Below are 17,205 nucleotides of genomic sequence, written 5' to 3' on the forward strand. Positions count from 1 at the left end.
CTCGCGGAAGGTCTCTCTTTGGGCTTCCTCAATCGATTCCACAGTCAGCGTTCAATATGTAACCATACGAAATATAAATCTAATTTTAGTAAGAATATGCACAATTTTGGCAGTTGCCTATCCCTGAAACAAGTGAATTTGCGGGATGACGGGCTGGTGTTTCCTCTTGGTTTGGACCTGAATGCCAAGTTTGGGTGGGTTGGGTGGTGCCGCAGCTGCTAATCCATTGCCGCTACCTCCATCAATGCATCGCCCGCTCAGCCAGCAGCAACAACGCGATACCGACCATCAGCGCCCCTGACACCCGGGATACGACCAGTGCCGCGCCTGGGCGTGTGCCCAGCACGCGCTGCGCTGTAAAACCAACCGCTAGATACACGCCGCAGCAGCTCAGCGCATGCACGGCACCGAGCACCATGATCTGCAGTGCGACGGGCCATGCACTCTCGGCGTGTACAAACTGTGGCAGCAACGCCAGGAGCAAGAGAATCAGCTTGGGATTGAAGCCGCTGATGCCTGCGCCTTTGCATGCCCATTTCCATCCGCCTCCCACCAGCGCGGATTGCGCACTGACTGCGGCTGCAGGGCTGCGCAACATGGCCACGCCCATCCAGAGTAGATAGGCCGAGCCGGCCACCGTGAGCACCGTCAAGACCACGGGGTGGCTGGCGACCAGCGCGCCAACGCCTGCGGCCACGGCCGCAGTGGCCAGCAAGGCACCACAGGCCAGACCGACGACTGCTGCGCAAGCCAGGCGGCGACCCCGCAGGCCTGCAGAAATGACATAGGCCCAATCGGCACCCGGGGTGATAACCAACGCAAACGACACCGCCCAGAAGGCGGCTACAGCAGTCAAAGGCACAGTACTTCTCTCGTCAAGCAAAGGACAGAAGGATAGGCAAGATGTAGCAGAATGTGCTCTCAATAAATTCCGATAAATGACAGAAAAGTGGAAGCTATTACAGAATGAATGCGCTGGACCGGAAAATTCTTGCAGCGCTGGAGCTGGATGGGCGCTTGAGCCTCACCGACCTGGCCGCTCAGGTGGGGCTGAGTTTGTCCTCCTGCCACCGGCGGGTGCGCACCTTGGAGGAGGCGGGGGCCATTCGCGGTTACCGTGCCGATCTGGCACCTGCGGCACTGGGTTTGGAATTTGCAGCCATCGTGTTTGTCACGCTCAACAGCAGCAAGGTCGTGCGCGACTTTGAAAAAGCGGTCGCCGAGCTGGACAACGTGATCCAGGCCCAGCGGCTCTTTGGTGACCCCGACTATCTGCTGCAGATCGTCGTCAAGGACTTGCCTGCTTTTCAGAAGCTCTACGACGAGAAGCTGACGGCCTTGCCGGGGATGCAGCGCATGACATCGACCTTGGTCATGAAGGATGTGGTGATCAACCGCCCGCTGACCTCGGCGTTGGGTTGATCGGCGCCGCTTGGTACTAACACCCAAAGCTGGTCCACCCTGCAAATTGCAAATTCCACTCTGGCCACGTGCTTGGCTGCACCGCAAATGGGGCGATGCGCGCCATGCGGCCGGTATGGCGCATGGTATTTTTTTGCCCCTGCCATTGCGCCATGGGCCAATGGCAGCGCCGGATCGGCGTGCTTGTCTGACCACTGCTCGCAAGCGGCGCGGCTGAAGGCGCGCAGACACCTTCAACAGCATGCCCTAGGCGTTTCGCTGCCGCCAAGCTGCGAACCCGATGCCAATGGTCATCAACATCCATACCAGCATTGCCCACTGCCCCAGCATCGGAACCGATACCGGTACTGCGGCCGGTTGAACGGAGGTCGGCGCTACCGGGTCGACAATGGTGCCGTTCTCCTGCCAGTCGTCGTCGCCTTTCTGCCCGTCGATCACAGTGAATGTCGTGGTGTTGCCGCTCACGCGCAGGTTGCTCGGCGCGAAATAGCTGGGCGGTGCTCCAGCGCGTTCCTGCCCCCACTTGGTCAGTCCGCCGACGGGTTGCGGCCAGTCGATGCTGACCGTGACGGGGGTGGTGTCACAGCCCATCAGTTGAAATTTGAACATGCCCATGGGCAACAGCTGGCCGGCAGGCGGAGCAACGGGCGCCGCAATGAAGGCGGTGTTGGCGGCATCGACCCGGCAGGTATCACCGCCACCGGTGAAATGCGCCGTGGCCTCGCCACCGGCGGCATCCGGCGATACGGTGGTGCCGCTAAAGGTGGTGATTGGAACGAACTTCGCGGTGACCTTCTGCGGGGCTTGAACATTCAGCAGGTTGCAATCAGAACCGCTGCAATCCTGCGCAAACCCCGCCAACGTAAAGCCAATGGCTGGGCTGGCCATGCAATGGGCGTCAGCGCCATGGGGCACCGGGTTGGGGCTACAAGTGACGGTGCCACCCGCCGTTGGTTGGGCCACCACGGAAATGGAATAGGCCTTGGCCTCAAAGCGGGCTGTGACCGTTTGCTGCCCTTGCGGCTCGAACACACAGACCGGCGATGCACCCGCCGTGGAACAAGCCCCAGCCCACCCAACGAAGACATGGGCATCATCAGAATGGGCTGTAAGCGTCACGTTGACGGGATCGCTTTCGCTCTGAAATTCAGCGCTGCAGGGGTGGTCGGCTGTGCATTCGGCCAATGAACCCGAGCCCGGCAGATGGGGGCTAACCGGCACACCGCTCACCACACCGGCGCCCGTCACGTTGACGACCAGCGTGCGCAGACCGACACGCCGCTCCACCGCACCCACATCACAGCGCGTGCCCTGTGGCCGCGATACGCCGCGCTGGTCCATGGTCATGCCTGGTTCGCAGCCGACACCGTCGAGCAAGGGGCTATCCGGTTCGGGTACCAGCACATCGGCCAGGCCGCCGTGCAACACGGACGGCTGCGAAGCGAGCCGCGCAGCCGCGACAGACGTGCTGCCTCCCGCAAAACCTCGCTGGCTGCTCATCAGATTGCCCGTGCCTTGGCTTGTACTGCTTCCGTCTCGAATGGCGTCCACCACCACCTGCGCCGTGCCGCTTACCGCGCCCACTGCAGCAGAACGATGGATCTCCAACGCCGCTACGCCGCCTGTTGCACAGGGGTTGGTGCCAGCGGTGCACTGGGCATCGCCCAGGCTGTAGACGGCGGCGCCGTCGGCATCGCCCGGTGCAGGGCGCTGCGGATCCGAGCTGCGTCCAAATGGAAGGTTGGCTCCGTTGTCAGCAGGAGCGGCGCCAGCGACAACCGCGTTGTCCGACAGCGTGACATGGTCCAGCCGCAGTGTGCCTGCGTAGTTGAACAGCGCACCACCATAGCCGGCACCCCCAGCGCCGTAGCTAAAGCTTTGTCCCCCGGCTGCCTGGTTGGCATGCAGGCTCACGTTGAGCAGCGTCACCGTGCCAGCATCGTTGAAAACCGCACCGCCCATGCCGGCGCCGGCTCCTCCCTCCTTGCCTCCAACCCCTCCACCAAAACCACCGGCCTCTCCCCGGGGGTAGGTCGGTTTTGGTTCTGTATCACCCACCTTGACGATTCCATAGCCGCCGCCACCGGCACCGAAACCGCCGCCGCCGGCTGCTCCACCAAAGCCGCGGGGGACCGATGTCGCACCCCCGCCTCCAAATCCGCCCCAGTTGCTTCCGGTGCCGTAACCACCGCCGCCACCAAATCCCCCTGAGGCGCCGGCACCGTTGGACATGCAAACGGGCTTTCCGTCTGGCCCCACATAACAGGACACTTCTGCCGAGGCACCGCTGTTGGGGCCGCCGCTGAAGTGCTCGCCCGTCGCTGCATCTGCGCTGGCAGATGCGCCAACGCCTCCGCCTGCGGAGCCAACGGCATAGCTGAAGCTCCCGCTGTACCCGCCTGTGGCCTGGTTTGCGATGAAACTGCTGCGCTCTGCCACCAGCACGCCACGGTTGAAGATGGCGCCACCCGCCCCCAGTGCACCGCCACCCGCAAAGCCCCCGCCGCCCCAGGCCACACCGCCTGTGAGGGTGACGCCCCGCAAGGTCAGGCCGCTGCCCACGGAGGCATCAATGTCAAAGAGACGAAAGCATGAACCCGCCGAGCAACCGGCATTGGCTGCGGTTGCCGACAGCACTACGCCTTGGCTAAGTCCCGCCGTGGCGTCGATGGTGATCGATTTCCCACTGATGAAGAATGCACTCGGTCCGAACTGCGTGACATGCCGCTGCGTGAACGATCCTGGCACCAGCGGCCACTGGGAAGGAGGCAGGCAAGTGGCTCCAGCTTCCTGATTGAGCTTCAGGCAATTGGTATGGCGCGTGAGCGAGATGGTCTGTCCGTCGAGCTCGGCCGCAAAAACGATCTTCTCGCCGTGGCGAGCGCTGTTGATGGCATCGCGCAAGGTGCTGCAGCGGCGATCGCCACTGTCGGCACTGCACTGCGCGCGTCCCAGATCATCACCGGGGCCGATGTCGCCCACGCTGGTGACGGTAATCGTTCCAGGCTGCGCCTGTGCCACCGGCTCGAAGTTGGCTAACACGATGCCCGAGCCCATGACGGTATCGAGCTTGCAGGCCGTGGCGGTATCGGTGCCCGCACAGATGCCGCCCCAACGGTAAAGCCGGTAGCCCGGTGCTGCCGTGGCAGCGCAAGTGGTGGACGTGCCTTGGCGCAGCGGGTTAGGCGAACAGGCCACGACCCCGCCGTTGCCCGGCTCGGCAACGGCATTGAGAGTGATCATCAAGGCCTTGAAACTGATGTTCAAGTCGCAGTCGGCGTTCGGCAAGCCCATTACATAGATCCGGTTGCCGTCGATCCGGCGCAGCGGGCAGGTGGTCGTGGCAGTGTCGAGTTGATAGCCGAGCTCCGGCTCAATATCGAACCGGGCACCACTGCCTTCACCGCCAAAGGCTACAGGCAAGCGCGACGGCACCGCTGCGCCCCCAGGACCCGTGACAACAGCATTGATATGCGCCACCCGGGAGGGGTCAGGCGAACGTACCAGCAGCACCATGCCTGAAAAGCGGGCTGGCGCCATAAAACCTGCATCGTCGCTGCGAAAATCCACCAGCCAGGTGTTGTCGCCGTCTGAGAGCAAACTCGACCACACACGACGCTGCGAGTTGAGCCAGGGCACGGTGGGAAACGCCGCTCCCGATGTATCCGGCTCGCCAGTGGCCAGTGCATAAAGCTCATCACGGCCCGGCAAACGCCAGTCGTTGAAGCCATCACGCCCGGCTCCTGCGTTTTGCGCGTTGGCGGCGCGCACGGCATCAAAGGCCTCGCCAAGACTCAAGTCGCGCACGGTGCCGGTACAGGTATTGGCCTGCGCGTCCCAGGTCAGACCTTCGATGCAGCGTTGCCACATCAGGCCCGTGCTTCCATCGGTCACCAATGCGGGATTTTGCGGGTCAAAAACAAATGGGCCGGCAGCCTGTGCCACGGCACATGCCAGCCCCGCGCACAAGACAGCCAGCCGCGCAGCGAGCGCGGTGATGAAACGAAGCAGAACAGAGTTTTTCATCGGGGGACCTCCGGCATCGGCTGCGGTTGCCACGAGGCCAGCGCGGTGTGCATGGCGCAAGATGAAGCACGGGCGTAGAGGGTATTCAAGCCGGTAGCAATGCCACAGCTGCGCAGCTTTAGCAAAAGCTGCCGCTTATGGAGGACCTTGGTATCTGGCGCTTCGCCATTGCTGGCGCGCAAGCCATTTGACATGCTGTTCAACATCTACTCCCCCCGCTTATAAAAATGGAATGGGGCCCGGCGTGGTCGGAGCTTTTTCTTCGTCACGCCTTCTCTGCTGCTGCACCCTCAACATGGCAGCCAGGCGCGACAGCGCCATTCCCAACTGCCCCCTACTTGCACCAGCAGGGGCGGCTTCACTGCCGCAGCGCTGGAGGCCAGACGCAGGTTCTGAGTGGTTGCGCGGTGATGCTACGGAAATAAACGATTCTGCGAATCACGTAAATTAGTGAGAGAGGACGCGCCCGTCGGTGGCAACGCGGCGTCGAAAAGGGCAGGGTTCTGGCGTGGCCATCCACCGTTCTTTCCCAGGCTTTTCATTTGCAAGCAGTCAAAAAGCCTGCCAAACCCATAGGAACCAGCACACCCGAGCCCCATCGCCATTTCAAATTACAGATTCAAAAGAATACGAGTCATGTGCAATACATGATGGCCACCTGCGCGCGGCTCCTTGGGGCAAAGGTGCGGGGTTACGGTCAAGGCATTGGATGCCGAGAGCCATGAGATGCCGAGCCACCGCGGCACAGTGCGTTTCAGCAGCACAGATGCAGCGGCGCAGTTGCCGCCAGATGCCGCCCTTTCTGACGGCACAGGTAGCTTTAGGGTCACCTTTGCCTTACGGGAGCCTAATGCTGAGATTTTTGGACAGCCAGAGGTGGAGGTGGTGCAGGAGGGCAGGGAGACCGGCCCCTAGCGCGCGGCTGGCCTGGCAGCGACTGCCTAGCCAGCAGTGGCTATTTGCACGGGATTGCGATGGGGCACGAGAGCTCAATGCGCCAAACTGGCCCTATTGGCAAGCCGCATATTCAGTGTGCCAAACAGGTCGCGCTTAGCGTCTGCTGTGAGACTGTGACCAACACCGGGATATACGTTGACCTGCAGATTCTGTTTGCCATGCATTGAGAATTGGCGCTGCAGATGATGCACAGACTCCAAGGGCTGGCTGTCGTCCTGCTCGCCCACGCCGACCAAAATGGGAATATCTACCTTAAGGTAATCCGCCATAGGATCCACATCCAGAATATCCATCCACCAGTAAACAGGGTTGCCATACCAGCTGTCGTTGAGGTCAATGGGCTTGCCTGCATATTCCAGTGCAAAGGCGTCCACGTCAGGCACCTGATGTGACGGAGCATGCTGTTTCATCACTTGGAGTGATTTGCGCATGGTGTAGCCACCACTGCCGATGACCACCAACTGGTTGATGCGCGGATTCAAGGCCGCAGCACGAACCGCGGCATCGGCTGCTTCCGAGACACCAATAACCACGACATTTCTAGGACTGAAATCGAGCTGGTCGAGCTTGGTGTTGATGAACTCAGAGAAGTCTTTCATGCGCTGCTCTGAGATGTTAGCTCTGATGAAATCTTCGCCACAGGTCGTCGCCTGGTCCAGGTCGCCCACATACCGCTTGTTCAATGCAAACAGCACGCCATGGAAGCGAATGGCTTCGAAGTAATCAGGTGTGTGATGCTTCATGCTGACGCAGCCTGTTGCACCATAAGTAAATATCACCGTATCGCGTTGCTGCCAATCCCCGGCATGGACTTGGTAGTACAAGGCGGACACCCCGTCTGCATAGGTCATAGTCTGTGCGGGCAGTGCCTTGTCTGTCAGCTTTGGGCCCTGTTGGCAGGCCGTCAAAAGCAGGGCTGCTCCTACGATAGTCAGCGTGCGAATCATTGCGTTCATCCGTATTTGATTTTTTGAAGTGGAGGCGAATGTACCGCAAAAATCCAAGGTATTATTCTGAGGTTAAGCAAATTTGAAAGCAAGCGCTAAGCAGAATGTATGCAGATATATAGTTTGGATGGAAAGTGTTGGTCATTTAATGACCAGCATGCGCTGATTCGCCGTCTTTGGTCCTCGATAAGCCCATGCTGGATTTAATTTTTTTCATGGCGAATGGATATTGGTATGCTTGATCGATTAGCCATATAGGAAGCTTCAATTCCCAACTCCGCAACCAAACTCCGCCTTCGCTGCCGCAGCAAATTCAGCAAGCGGAGGGCTGCAGGCGATCGCTCGCCGGAGTGGGCCACGCTGCATGACGCGTGACTGCTGCTGAGATTTTTGGATAAGCAGAGGAGGAGGTAGTGCAGGAGGGCAGGGTGACGAGACCCTAGAGCAGGGCTGGCTTGGCAGCGGCGGCTAGGTCAGCGGTTTGCCTTTTCGACGCTTGTACCATCACTCGCCCTCAAGAGCATGTTCCGTGGCAGTGACAAGGCCCGTTAAAAAACGGATGGCTTTTTCCAAGTCATCGCGTTTGACCCTGTGAGGTACAGGTGCCCCGGCGGTGACTGGTTTCGAGCGATGAACCACATCTCCACGGCGGCTGATGAGTTGATCCAGCGTCTTTTTTGCGCAGTATCGTTGTGAAGCCATTTCCATCCTGCGGTCACATCGGCCTGCAAGTGTTTCAGGCCTGAGGTACATCCCGCACTTCAGCCTCAGCCGGCAGCGGCACCCGCAACTCCACCATCGTCCGCCCCCCTCGCGACCCCACCGACAGCTGCGCGCCCAGGCGCTGCGCCCGGGCCTGCATGCTGCGCAGGCCGGTGCCGTGCGTGGGGGTGTTGGCTGCCTGGGCCGCAGGCAGACCTACGCCGTTGTCTTGCACCTGCAGCAGCAGCTGGCCGGCCTCGCGGGCCAGTAGCACGTCCACGCGCTGGGCCTGGCTGTGTTTGAAGGCGTTGGTCAGGGCCTCCTGCAGAATCCGCAGCACCTCCAGGCTGGCGCTGGTAGGCAGGTGCAGTTGCTCGATATGGCTCAGCTGCCAGTGCACCTCGATGCCATGCACCTCGAAGAGCTGGCTCATGCGGTGGCGCATGGGGGCGAGCAGCTCGCCCAGCGACAGCTCGCCATAGTGCTGGGCGGAGGCCAGGTCGATGATCAGCCGCAGGTCATCGCGCATGCCTCGGAGCATGCCCAGCACCTGGTCGGGCGGTAGCGGCCCGCGTGTGCGTTCCAGGGTGGTGATATTGCCGATCAGCATGCCGCCCAGGCCATCGTGCAGGTCATGGGCGATGTTGACCCGCTCGCCAAGCCGGGCCTGCAGCAGCTCCAGTTCATGGCGGCCAGCCAGCGATTCGGTCAGCTCGGCGCGGGCCTCGGCCACATGGTGCTGCATCTCGTCGTTGAAGCTCTCGACGCGCCGGGTGTTCTGGACAAAGGTCCAGGCCAGGGTCAGCGCAATGCCCACCGTGGCCAGGGGCTCCGTGTAGGTGGCCAGGTAAAAGTTGTCGTCCACGATGCGGGTGAAGACCAGCAGGTCATGCGCCATCGCCAGGGCGCTGGCCAGTGCCGTGAGCGACAGCAGGCGCTGCGCCTGGTTGCCGTTGCGCCAGGCCAGGCCGACAAATACGCCAGCGGTGGTGAACAGCAGGGCCGACGAGGCCCAGGCCATCACGTTGCGCATGTCTCTTAGCTGCGCCTCGGGCACCAGCAAGGTGGCGGCCGACAGCACGGCGATGGCCAGCCACATGCCCGCTTCGCGCCTGGGCCAGCGGCGGCCCATGAAGCGCAGCACAAACATGGCATTGCAGCCGTGGTAGAGCACATAGGCAACCGACACCATGGCCGCGTAGGTGTTGAGGTTGTGGAAGGGCCAGGGCGTAGCGCTGACAAAGTTCACGGTAAAGCCCACCCAGGCGGCCTGGCGTGCGGCATACCAGCCATAGGCGGCCTCTTGCCGGCGCATCAGCCACAGCACCAGGAAGAAGCAGCCCAAGGTTGCCCCCACGCCCAGGTGCAGCCAGTTGAGGTTGTGCCGTACCAGGTAGCTGTGCTGCTGCGCCGTGCGCAGCAGCTCGGGTGGGCCGATCTCGACCGGGCCCAGCGCAGGCTGGTAGGCGTAGTAGCCGCTCACGCGGATCAGCAGCTCATTGCTGCCGCTGTGCAGCAGGGGCGCCGGCAGCACCAGGTAGCGTGGCGTGTTCCAGGCGCGGGTCATCGGCTCGGTGAGCTGCGGGTCGTGCTGCAGCTCCACACCGTTGACCGCAATGACCCCCGCTTGCATCAGGTAGTGGATGTAAAGGCCCTGGGTCTGCGGCTGGCCGGCAATGTCCCAGCGAAGCCGGTACCAGACGACACCGCTGTAGCCAGGCCATTGCTGGTTCCAGTCGTTGGGCACCTTCACCGGTACCCAGCCGGTAGCGGGTGGCTGCTGGGCATCCCAGTCGGAGCGCGCAGCCTCGGCCGTGCCCGGCCAGGGTTGGGCCTGGGCCTGCGCGGGCAGCGCCAGGCACAGCGCCGCCAGGCCGATCAGTGCAGCAAGCCATGCTCGCGCGCACGCCGCAAGGCCTGCGTGCGCGAGCTTACCGCCAGTTTGTCGTAGATATGCCGGATATGGGTGTCTATGGTCCATCGGGATAGGTGCAGGCATTCGGCGATTTCGCGGTTGCTCATGCCGGCGGCGACATGGTCCAGGATCTGCCGCTCGCGCTCGGTCAGGGCCTCGCGCAGCGCGGGGTCGGGTGGCTGCGACGGGGTGGCGGGGCGGCCGGCCGGGCGTCCCACCAGGTCGAGAATGCGCCGGGCAATGAAGGGGTCGATGGGCGCGCCCCCCTTGAGCACGTTGCGCACCGACAGCGCAATCTCCAGGTCGTCGCGCTCCTTGAGCACATAGCCGTTGGCGCCTGCGCGCAGCGCGCCCAGGATCATTTCCTCGGTGCTCCAGGCCGACACCACCAGAATCGGCAGCTGGGGGTTGCGCGCACGCAGCCAGCCAATCAGGTCGATGCCATTGCCATCGGGCAGGCCCAGGTCGATCAGCGCCATCACCAGCGGCTGCAGGCCGCCGTCGGGCGCGGTCACCCATCGCTGGCATTCGGCCAGCGAGCCGGCCCCGAGCAACTGCTCGCGCCCCACGCCCACCGAGCCCAGCACTTCGCCCAGCCGGGCCAGCATGTCCGGATCGTCATCAACCAGCAGTACGGGGAGGGGGGAAACAGCCATCGCTACATTTTGACGCAAAGCGGATGGTCTGCCATCACGCATTTACGGTAAATGGGCGGGCTGCTGCTGCATGGTGTTGCCAGAGCAGACGGAGAGGGCCAGCCGACGCCCGCTACGGCCGTTTGTTGACGGTGCACAGCTGACGCTCGCAAGGCACGCCGTCGTTGTCGCCGTCCATCTGGGTATCAGGGCAGTTCTGCAGGAAAAAGGTGGCCTCCTGGCAGGAGGTCATTTGCGAGCACCGGGTGCGGCCGTCGCACTTGAACAGCGGGTGGGCAACGCTGGGGCGCGGGGTATCCGGCTCGGAGAGCACAGGCTCGGAATCGCCCTGCAGCGACGCCGCCTGCTGATGCGCATAGCGGCTGTACACCGCCCATGCGGCCAATGCAATCAGCAGACAGATGACGGGCCTGAACACGGTCTCCCCTTTGTTGAGTGTTAGTGAGTGTAACTACTCTAGCCCAAGTGCTGTGCACGCTGGGGAGGGGGAAGCCCTTGAACTTGGTGGGCATCCGTTGCCGGGCATGCGGCAGCGCCATGCCTGCCGCGATCACTGGCCTTGCTTGGCGCCTCTTTTACTACCCTTACTACCGGCCAAAAAAGCCATCAGCGCACGTTCGGCCGCATGCAATCCCGAGCTGCCCCGCAGCTTGCCCGCATAAGCATCGCAACGGGCCCCCGCTTCGGGGCCTTCGCACACCTCCATCACCAGCGGGTGGATGTAGAACTTGCGGCAGACGGAAACCGTGTTGCCCAGGTGCTGGGCCACCTGCTTGACGATGTCGGGCGCGGTCAGCGGCGTATCACTGCTGCGCGACTGCAAGGCCAGCGACAGCGCTAGCACGCTGGCATGCCAGGTGCGAAAGTCCTTGGCGCTGAAATCTTCCCCTGCAATCTCGTGCAGGTAGGCGTTGACATGCTCGGAGCGCAGTTGCTTGCGCTGGCCGTCGTCATCGAGGTACTGGAACAGGCGCTGGCCTGGCAAATCCTGGCAGCGCCGCACGATGCGGGCCACGCGGGGGTCTTCGAGCTCCACGCGCTGCTCCACGCCGCTCTTGCCTTTGAAGGCCAGCTGTATGCGCGATGACCGCATCTTCACATGGCGATTGCGCAGGGTCGTCAGGCCAAACGATCCGTTCTCGCGCGCATAGCTGTCGTTGCCAATACGCAGTGCGGTGGTGTCCAGCAGCCGAACCACGGCAGCCGACACCGAGGTCTGCGTGGTATCTCCGGCTTTCAGGTCGCGCTGAATGCGCCGGCGGATCAGCCCCAGCTTCGCCGCAAAGGCCGCCATGCGGTCGAACTTGGTCTGCTTGCGCTGCTCTTGCCACAGCGGGTGGTAGCGGTACTGCTTGCGCCCCCGCGCATCGCGGCCGGTGGCCTGCAGATGGCCTTGCGGATCCGGACAGATCCAGACATCGGTGTAGGCGGGCGGTATCACCAGCTTGCGGATGCGATCGAGGTGACCGGCGTTGCGAATCACCTGACCACGCTGGTTCTTGTAGACAAAGCCATCCCCCTGCGGGATGCGCTGCCACCCCGGAGTTGCGTCCGTCACATAGGCCAGCGGCCTGGGGAGTTTGACCATGGGAGTGCCTTTGTGCCTTCGCGGTGGGGGTGATGCGCTGAGATTAGCGGGCGCCGAGGCGCGGCGCTGTCAGAGCGCAGCTTGCGACGGCGGGTCGTTTGCGCGCATTTGTGTTTCGGACGGAGCCGGGCGCTGGGCCTGCCGGTGCAGCGCTGCAGCCAGGCCGCATGCGGTGCAAGCGCCACAGGCGGGATGCACGGGTGTGTAAGCGCAGGACTGTCGTTCTTGTAGTCCACGCCCTGGCTGATAGTTTTTGCCCCATAAATATGAATATTCAATTTTCCAAAGAAAAACAAGGAAAACCAAATGTCAACGCATGCGGATGACCAGAAGGACCCGGGGGTGAGGCTGACGGCATTGAAAGAAGAGGGCGCCGAGTTGCTGGCTCGCAGGCCGGTGCCCGGCAGCAGCGACCATGCACGTCTGGCCTGGATCGACGCCGAGATCGCCGAGGTGACGCAGCGGCTGCCGCGCGGTGGCAGCCAGCCTGCAGCGCACGATCGGATGCCTCCAGGCTGTGCCGGCTAGAAATCCCCGTACAGCCGTCGCTCATGAGGGTGGATGCGGGCCGGGATGCGCGGCAATGCGTCTTTGAAAAGCGGCAGGAACCGTACAACGCCCCGGCGGGGAGCTTGCCGCCCTCCGGCCACTGCAAGCGGCACATCCCGATGGTGGCCGGGGCGCAGGTCTGCCGCTTTCCCTCGGCGCGCTGGCGTGTCCCTTCACGCCGCGCTTGCGCTCAGCAGGGCTGCCAGCAGCGCCAACGCGGCATTCAGATCGTCCCAACTGGCGGCACCCAGGCAGATGCGCAAGCCGCTCGCACTGTCACTGGGTCTGAGCACCATGCTGTCGGGCGGTGTCAGTTGCACGCCCCTTGCTGCGGCTGCCGCCACCAGGGCCTGGGCAGCGTCGCGTGGCATCGGCAGCCAGACGTTGTAGGCATCCGGGTGCGCGACCAGGCCGCTCGAACCCAGCAGTGAGACGGCCAGCTGTGTGCGGCGCTGCGCCTCATGGCGCAAGTCTTGCTGGATCGACGCCACGGCGCCAGAGGCCAGCCAGTCATCGACCACGGCACAGGACAGCGCGGATGGCGCCATCGGCATCTCGGCCAGCAGCGCCTGCGCGGCGGGGCAGTGGCTTGCGGGCAAGGCCAGCATGCCGATCTGCAGCCCCGGGCCCAGCGATTTGGAGAGCCCGTTCACATGCAGGCAGATGTCGGGCGCCAGGGCCGCGATGGGTGGCAAGCCAGGAGAGGAGGCTGCGTACACGCCGTCTTCAATGATCCAGGCCCCTGCCTCGCGGCAGATATCGGCAATGGCCTGCCGCCGCCCGATCCCCATCGAGGCCGTGGTCGGATTGTGGAGCGTCGGCGTCACGTACACCACGGGCTTGGGATGGCGATTGCGCCTTGCAAGTGCTTGAGCAAGGGCCTCGGGCACCATCCCCTCGGCGTCGATCTCCACCCCTTGCGCCCGGTATCCCTTGCGCCGCATCAGCGCGATGGCACCGGGGTAGGTGATCCTTTCGGTCAGGACCAGGCCCTGCCGGTCACACACCAGGTCGAAAGCGAGCGCCAATGCCTGGCGGGCGCCGCTGGTCAGAAACAGATGCGCGGGTTCCACATTCAGACCCAGCAGGCTCAGCCAGTGGGCGAGCGCGCGGCGGTGTTCATCATGTCCACCCGCCGGTGCGTACAGATTGATGTGGTCTGCATCGATCCTGCGCGCAATCGCCACCAACGTGCGCGCCAGAAGGCGCGCGCCCAGCGCTGCCGGCGGCGCGTTGCTGGACAGATCGATATGCCGATGGCCATGGGCCTGCTGGATCGCCACGAAGGTGCCCCGTCCCTGGACGCTGCGCGTCAGGCCGCGCCGCTCCAGCAGTGCGTAGGCCTTGGTCACGCTCCCCAAGCCGATCTGCAGGGTCCTGGCGAGGTCCCGGTGGGCAGGCAGCCGATCGCCTGCGACCAGCCGCCCTTCAACAATGTCATCGGCCAAAGCCAGCGCCAGTTGTTCGGCCACGGTGGCCCCTTTGCTGGCCAGATGGGGAATCCAGGGGGATGCAAGCAGCACGGGATCGCCTCCAGAAAAATATTAGTGTCACGTTACACTATTTAATTTATCCAATAGTGTAACGTACAGACTGGTGCTTGCAGAGAGCAGTTGTCGTTGTGAAAAGCGCCCCGGCGTTGGTGCCGGGAAGGCCTGGAGGGCGGTATGTTCAGTCACATTACGGTCGGTGCACGGGAGCTGGAGCGAAGTGGCCGCTTCTATGACGCGCTGCTCACCCCGTTGGGGCTGGCGCGCAGAACGGTTACGCCCGATGGCGGGCCTGCTGCGCTGTGCTGGGTCGCGGCAGATGCCAGCTTGCCGCGCTTTTACGTCTACCGCCCCTTCAATGGCGCATTGGCAAGCGCTGGCAACGGCAGCATGGTGGCCTTTCTTGCACCGTCCATCGAGGCGGTGCATGCCGCCTATGCCGGGGGCCTGCAGCACGGCGGCGGGGATGACGGTGCCCCCGGGCCGCGCCCCCGCTATGGCGCGGGCTATTACGGCGCCTACCTGCGCGATCCGGACGGCAACATGCTGCATATCGTCCATCGCGCCGACCTGCTGCCCCGGCGCATGGAGCGCACGCCCGCCAAGGACTCGCTGCCATGACCGCAAGCCAGATCGCCCTGGTCTATGGCACCTACCTGATTGCCACCGCCAGCCCGGGGCCCAGCAACATGGCCATCATGGCCAGGGCCATGCGCAGCGGACGGCGGCCTGCGCTGGTCCTGGCCGCAGGGGTCGTCACCGGCTCGCTCTTTTGGGCGATCCTGGCGGCGACCGGCGTTTCAGCGGTGCTGACCGCCTATGCACAGGCGCTGGTGGCGCTCAAGATCGCGGGCGGCCTCTATCTGCTGTGGCTGGCGTCTCGCGCAGCCAAATCCGCGATGAAGCGGGGCCACGATGCCGGTGGGGTGGCCCTCGCGGACGAGCAGCCACGCTACCGGTCCCTCTACCGGCAGGGCGTGCTGATGCACATCGGCAACCCCAAGGCTATTTTGTCCTGGGTGGCCATCATGTCGCTGGGCCTGCGCCACCAGTCCCCTGCCCAGGGGCCGCTGATGGTGGTGGGCGGCTGTGTATTCCTGGGCATTCTGGTGTTCGGTGGCTATGCCATCCTCTTCTCGACCCCGGCAATGGTGGCGCTGTATGCACGTTTGCGCCGAGGGATCGAGGGCGTTCTCTCGCTGGTGTTTGCGGTGGCCGGCCTGAGGCTGCTGGCCATGCGCGGCGGATGAAGCGCCGCCAGCCTCAGCGCCGACCATTTCATCAGAAGGGACCTCTCCATGGCTTTGGCTATCCATATCGTCGACGTTTTCGGCGCCGGCCCCTGCTCGGGCAATCCTTTGGCCGTTGTCTCCGGCGCCGAGGGGTTGGACACGGCTGAGATGCTGCGCTTGACGCGCTGGCTCCACTTTTCCGAGACTGCCTTCGTGTTTGCGCCCACCGATGCGCAGGCCGACTACCGGGTCAGAATTTTCACGCTGGACAGAGAGATGCCGTTTGCAGGCCACCCGACGCTTGGCAGCTGCCACGTGTGGCTGGCGGCCCACCCCGAGCGCGCGCAGCAGGCGCAGATCGTGCAGGAATGCGGCGCAGGGCTGGTGAGGATTCGCCGCGACGGCGAGCGGCTGGCATTCGCAGCGCCGCCGCTGGCCCGCTTTGGCCCACCGACGCCGGCAGAGCGCGACCAGGCGCGGCAGTTGCTGGGTCTGGACGACAGCGACATTCTGGATGCCGCCTGGATCGACAACGGGCCCGGCTGGCTGGGGCTCAGGCTGGCGTCTGCGGAGAAAGTGCGGTCGATCGATCCCGCCAGGCGATGGCCGACCCGCATGGACATCGGCGTCATCGGCCCGCACCACGGCGCAAGCGGCTCCGGTTTTGAAGTCCGGGCCTTTTTTACCGACCATCTCGGCGCCATCGTTGAAGACCCCGTGACAGGAAGCCTCAACGGCGCATTTGCGCAATGGCTGTTCGGTACCGGTCTCATCGGTGACGACTACGTGGCCACCCAGGGCGCCTGCCTGGGCCGGCAAGGCCGCATTTACCTGGCCCGCGACGATGCCCAGCAGGTGTGGGTCGGCGGAGAAACACGCACCCATGTGGCGGGCGCGTTGCGCGGCCTTTGACAGCATAGAAGGATCTCGGTCATGACAACCAGCTTGCAGAATGCATCCCTTCCCCTCCCGCACGGCGATGGCCCGGGCAGCCCGGCTTCGGCGATCAGCACCTTGAGAATGCTGGTGCGCTACAAGCGTTGGGCCAATGGGCTGACATTCGACAGTGTGCGCGAGCTCCCTGAAGGGGAGGCGTTGCGCCAGCGGCCCACGCGCTTTGGCAACATGGTGCACACCTTGAACCATGTCTATGTCGTCGACGATATCTTCCGCCACCATCTGCTGGGAAAAAAGCACCGCTACACGGCGCGCAATACCGATGGCACGCCCGCGGTGGACGCTTTATGGGCGTCTGTCCAGGAGATGGATGCCTGGTATATCGACCTGGTCGATAGCTGGTCGAACGACGATCTTGCGAAGGTCGTCCGTTTTGAGTTCGTCGGCGGTGGACAAGGCGCGATGACCCGCGAACAGATCGTTCTGCATGTCGTCAACCACGGCACCTACCACCGTGGCTTTGTCGGCGACATGATGTACCAGGTGCCGTTCATGCCCCCGTCCAACGATCTGCCGGTGTTCCTCCGCGACCATGTCCAGGGGCGGTACTGACACCGTCAGCTGCGGCGCCTGAAGAAGCCGCCCACACCCGCCAAGCCCATCCATGAGGACAGTGCCACCAGCCCCAGGAGGCTGGTGGCGGGCACAGGCGTCGGTGCTGCCGCGGGCGGCACCGTGGCAGGGGTGTCGGTGTCCGTCGCCGAGCCATTGGAAGGCGCGCCAAAAAGGAGCTCTGACCGACGCAGGCACCCACGCCTTCCGTG

15 protein-coding genes are annotated in these 17,205 nt (G+C 63.6%); 6 read left to right on the top strand and 9 right to left on the bottom strand.

Translation table 11 applies throughout. The features are described from left to right. Window positions 1-241: 241 nt before the first annotated feature. Window positions 242-862 carry a LysE family translocator gene (locus ACCQ08_RS08925; RefSeq protein WP_373449554.1) on the bottom strand — a complete coding sequence of 207 codons (621 nt, stop codon included), beginning with the start codon at window positions 860-862 and terminating at the stop codon, window positions 242-244. A gap of 104 nt (window positions 863-966) precedes the next feature. On the opposite strand from ACCQ08_RS08925, the gene ACCQ08_RS08930 reads away from it, so the two are divergent. Further along, on the top strand, window positions 967-1,422 hold the full coding sequence (locus ACCQ08_RS08930) for an Lrp/AsnC family transcriptional regulator (RefSeq protein ID WP_312415769.1): 456 nt from the start codon (window positions 967-969) through the stop codon (window positions 1,420-1,422). A 246-nt stretch (window positions 1,423-1,668) separates the two neighbouring features. On the opposite strand, the gene ACCQ08_RS08935 is transcribed toward ACCQ08_RS08930, so the two are convergent. The 7 genes from ACCQ08_RS08935 to ACCQ08_RS08965 all read right to left on the bottom strand — a co-directional run bounded on the left by ACCQ08_RS08935 (window position 1,669) and on the right by ACCQ08_RS08965 (window position 12,213). Further along, entirely contained in the window at window positions 1,669-5,448 is a 3,780-nt protein-coding gene (locus tag ACCQ08_RS08935; protein WP_373449555.1) for a DUF1566 domain-containing protein, read from the bottom strand. Between the two features lie 989 nt (window positions 5,449-6,437). Next, the gene (locus ACCQ08_RS08940) at window positions 6,438-7,352 is read right to left on the bottom strand and encodes a dienelactone hydrolase family protein (protein WP_373449556.1); all 915 of its coding nucleotides are present in this window, start codon (window positions 7,350-7,352) and stop codon (window positions 6,438-6,440) included. A gap of 504 nt (window positions 7,353-7,856) precedes the next feature. Then, window positions 7,857-8,105, bottom strand: a complete 249-nt coding sequence (locus ACCQ08_RS08945; RefSeq protein ID WP_373449557.1) for a HEPN domain-containing protein — start codon at window positions 8,103-8,105, stop codon at window positions 7,857-7,859. Beyond that, the gene (locus tag ACCQ08_RS08950; RefSeq protein WP_373449558.1) at window positions 8,089-10,035 is read right to left on the bottom strand and encodes an ATP-binding protein; all 1,947 of its coding nucleotides are present in this window, start codon (window positions 10,033-10,035) and stop codon (window positions 8,089-8,091) included. The genes ACCQ08_RS08945 and ACCQ08_RS08950 overlap by 17 nt, the downstream gene beginning before the upstream one ends. Beyond that, window positions 9,933-10,625 (bottom strand): response regulator transcription factor, encoded by a 693-nt coding sequence (locus ACCQ08_RS08955; RefSeq protein ID WP_239812518.1) that lies wholly within the window; start codon window positions 10,623-10,625, stop codon window positions 9,933-9,935. Before ACCQ08_RS08955 ends, ACCQ08_RS08950 begins: the two co-directional genes overlap by 103 nt. Before the next feature lie 112 nt (window positions 10,626-10,737). Next, window positions 10,738-11,043: an excalibur calcium-binding domain-containing protein gene (locus tag ACCQ08_RS08960; RefSeq protein WP_312461236.1), complete on the bottom strand. Its 306-nt coding sequence runs from the start codon at window positions 11,041-11,043 to the stop codon at window positions 10,738-10,740. Between the two features lie 132 nt (window positions 11,044-11,175). Then, complete coding sequence (locus ACCQ08_RS08965) at window positions 11,176-12,213, bottom strand: DNA topoisomerase IB (protein ID WP_373449559.1); 1,038 nt, start codon at window positions 12,211-12,213, stop codon at window positions 11,176-11,178. Between the two features lie 306 nt (window positions 12,214-12,519). Between ACCQ08_RS08965 and ACCQ08_RS08970 the strand changes: the two genes are divergently transcribed. Continuing rightward, window positions 12,520-12,741: a hypothetical protein gene (locus ACCQ08_RS08970; RefSeq protein ID WP_373449560.1), complete on the top strand. Its 222-nt coding sequence runs from the start codon at window positions 12,520-12,522 to the stop codon at window positions 12,739-12,741. 194 nt (window positions 12,742-12,935) lie between these two features. Here the strand turns inward: ACCQ08_RS08970 and ACCQ08_RS08975 are convergent, their stop codons facing one another. Next, on the bottom strand, window positions 12,936-14,285 hold the full coding sequence (locus tag ACCQ08_RS08975) for a PLP-dependent aminotransferase family protein (protein ID WP_373449561.1): 1,350 nt from the start codon (window positions 14,283-14,285) through the stop codon (window positions 12,936-12,938). A 144-nt stretch (window positions 14,286-14,429) separates the two neighbouring features. Between ACCQ08_RS08975 and ACCQ08_RS08980 the strand changes: the two genes are divergently transcribed. From ACCQ08_RS08980 to ACCQ08_RS08995, 4 genes are read left to right on the top strand one after another with little or no spacing between them, the layout of a single operon-like run. Then, window positions 14,430-14,873, top strand: coding sequence for a VOC family protein (locus tag ACCQ08_RS08980; RefSeq protein ID WP_373449562.1), 444 nt, complete (start codon window positions 14,430-14,432; stop codon window positions 14,871-14,873). Beyond that, entirely contained in the window at window positions 14,870-15,502 is a 633-nt protein-coding gene (locus tag ACCQ08_RS08985; protein WP_373449563.1) for a LysE family translocator, read from the top strand. Before ACCQ08_RS08980 ends, ACCQ08_RS08985 begins: the two co-directional genes overlap by 4 nt. Before the next feature lie 48 nt (window positions 15,503-15,550). Next, on the top strand, window positions 15,551-16,396 hold the full coding sequence (locus ACCQ08_RS08990) for a PhzF family phenazine biosynthesis protein (RefSeq protein WP_373449564.1): 846 nt from the start codon (window positions 15,551-15,553) through the stop codon (window positions 16,394-16,396). A 21-nt stretch (window positions 16,397-16,417) separates the two neighbouring features. Then, on the top strand, window positions 16,418-16,993 hold the full coding sequence (locus ACCQ08_RS08995) for a DinB family protein (protein WP_373449565.1): 576 nt from the start codon (window positions 16,418-16,420) through the stop codon (window positions 16,991-16,993). The last annotated feature ends 212 nt before the right edge of the window (window positions 16,994-17,205 follow it).

The organism is Comamonas sp. SY3, assembly GCF_041730275.1.
Lineage (GTDB): Bacteria > Pseudomonadota > Gammaproteobacteria > Burkholderiales > Burkholderiaceae_C > Comamonas > Comamonas sediminis.

What these genes read in the sequence shown, in the direction of transcription:
- ACCQ08_RS08930 (WP_312415769.1), top strand. Translation starts at nt 967, where the DNA reads ATGAATGCGCTGGACCGGAAAATTCTTGCAGCGCTGGAGCTGGATGGG.
- ACCQ08_RS08935 (WP_373449555.1), bottom strand. Translation starts at nt 5,448, where the DNA reads ATGAAAAACTCTGTTCTGCTTCGTTTCATCACCGCGCTCGCTGCGCGG.
- ACCQ08_RS08940 (WP_373449556.1), bottom strand. Translation starts at nt 7,352, where the DNA reads ATGATTCGCACGCTGACTATCGTAGGAGCAGCCCTGCTTTTGACGGCC.
- ACCQ08_RS08945 (WP_373449557.1), bottom strand. Translation starts at nt 8,105, where the DNA reads ATGTACCTCAGGCCTGAAACACTTGCAGGCCGATGTGACCGCAGGATG.
- ACCQ08_RS08950 (WP_373449558.1), bottom strand. Translation starts at nt 10,035, where the DNA reads ATGGACCATAGACACCCATATCCGGCATATCTACGACAAACTGGCGGT.
- ACCQ08_RS08955 (WP_239812518.1), bottom strand. Translation starts at nt 10,625, where the DNA reads ATGGCTGTTTCCCCCCTCCCCGTACTGCTGGTTGATGACGATCCGGAC.
- ACCQ08_RS08965 (WP_373449559.1), bottom strand. Translation starts at nt 12,213, where the DNA reads ATGGTCAAACTCCCCAGGCCGCTGGCCTATGTGACGGACGCAACTCCG.
- ACCQ08_RS08970 (WP_373449560.1), top strand. Translation starts at nt 12,520, where the DNA reads ATGTCAACGCATGCGGATGACCAGAAGGACCCGGGGGTGAGGCTGACG.
- ACCQ08_RS08980 (WP_373449562.1), top strand. Translation starts at nt 14,430, where the DNA reads ATGTTCAGTCACATTACGGTCGGTGCACGGGAGCTGGAGCGAAGTGGC.
- ACCQ08_RS08985 (WP_373449563.1), top strand. Translation starts at nt 14,870, where the DNA reads ATGACCGCAAGCCAGATCGCCCTGGTCTATGGCACCTACCTGATTGCC.
- ACCQ08_RS08990 (WP_373449564.1), top strand. Translation starts at nt 15,551, where the DNA reads ATGGCTTTGGCTATCCATATCGTCGACGTTTTCGGCGCCGGCCCCTGC.
- ACCQ08_RS08995 (WP_373449565.1), top strand. Translation starts at nt 16,418, where the DNA reads ATGACAACCAGCTTGCAGAATGCATCCCTTCCCCTCCCGCACGGCGAT.